Consider the following 250-nt stretch of genomic DNA (forward strand, 5'->3'; position numbering starts at 1 on the left):
TTCTTCATCTATCAAATAAAGTTTGATCTAATGTCTTATTAAACTTAAGTGAGCAGCTAAAAATAACGCCGAGATGATGTAGGCTTTATTCAGCTGAAGAGTGGCTTTAGAACTTCCAGTTATAGAAGACGTCGATAGCACGCTCTAATGACTGACTCGATTCTAAGTACATACGTTTGTTCATTTGATAGCGTAGAGTCAGTTTATTGACTGGTGTTAAGACACCCACGCCATAACGAATATATAAGTC

1 protein-coding gene is annotated in these 250 nt (G+C 36.8%); it reads right to left on the minus strand.

Features of this window, described 5'->3' with window-relative positions; genetic code table 11:
* Positions 1 to 106: 106 nt before the first annotated feature.
* Positions 107 to 250 (minus strand): hypothetical protein (locus ACG9ZB_RS17685; RefSeq protein WP_419326891.1); only part of this gene is annotated, 144 nt, incomplete at its 5' end.

The sequence above is a fragment of the Acinetobacter johnsonii genome (assembly GCF_048551975.1).
Classification (GTDB): Bacteria; Pseudomonadota; Gammaproteobacteria; order Pseudomonadales; family Moraxellaceae; genus Acinetobacter; species Acinetobacter johnsonii_A.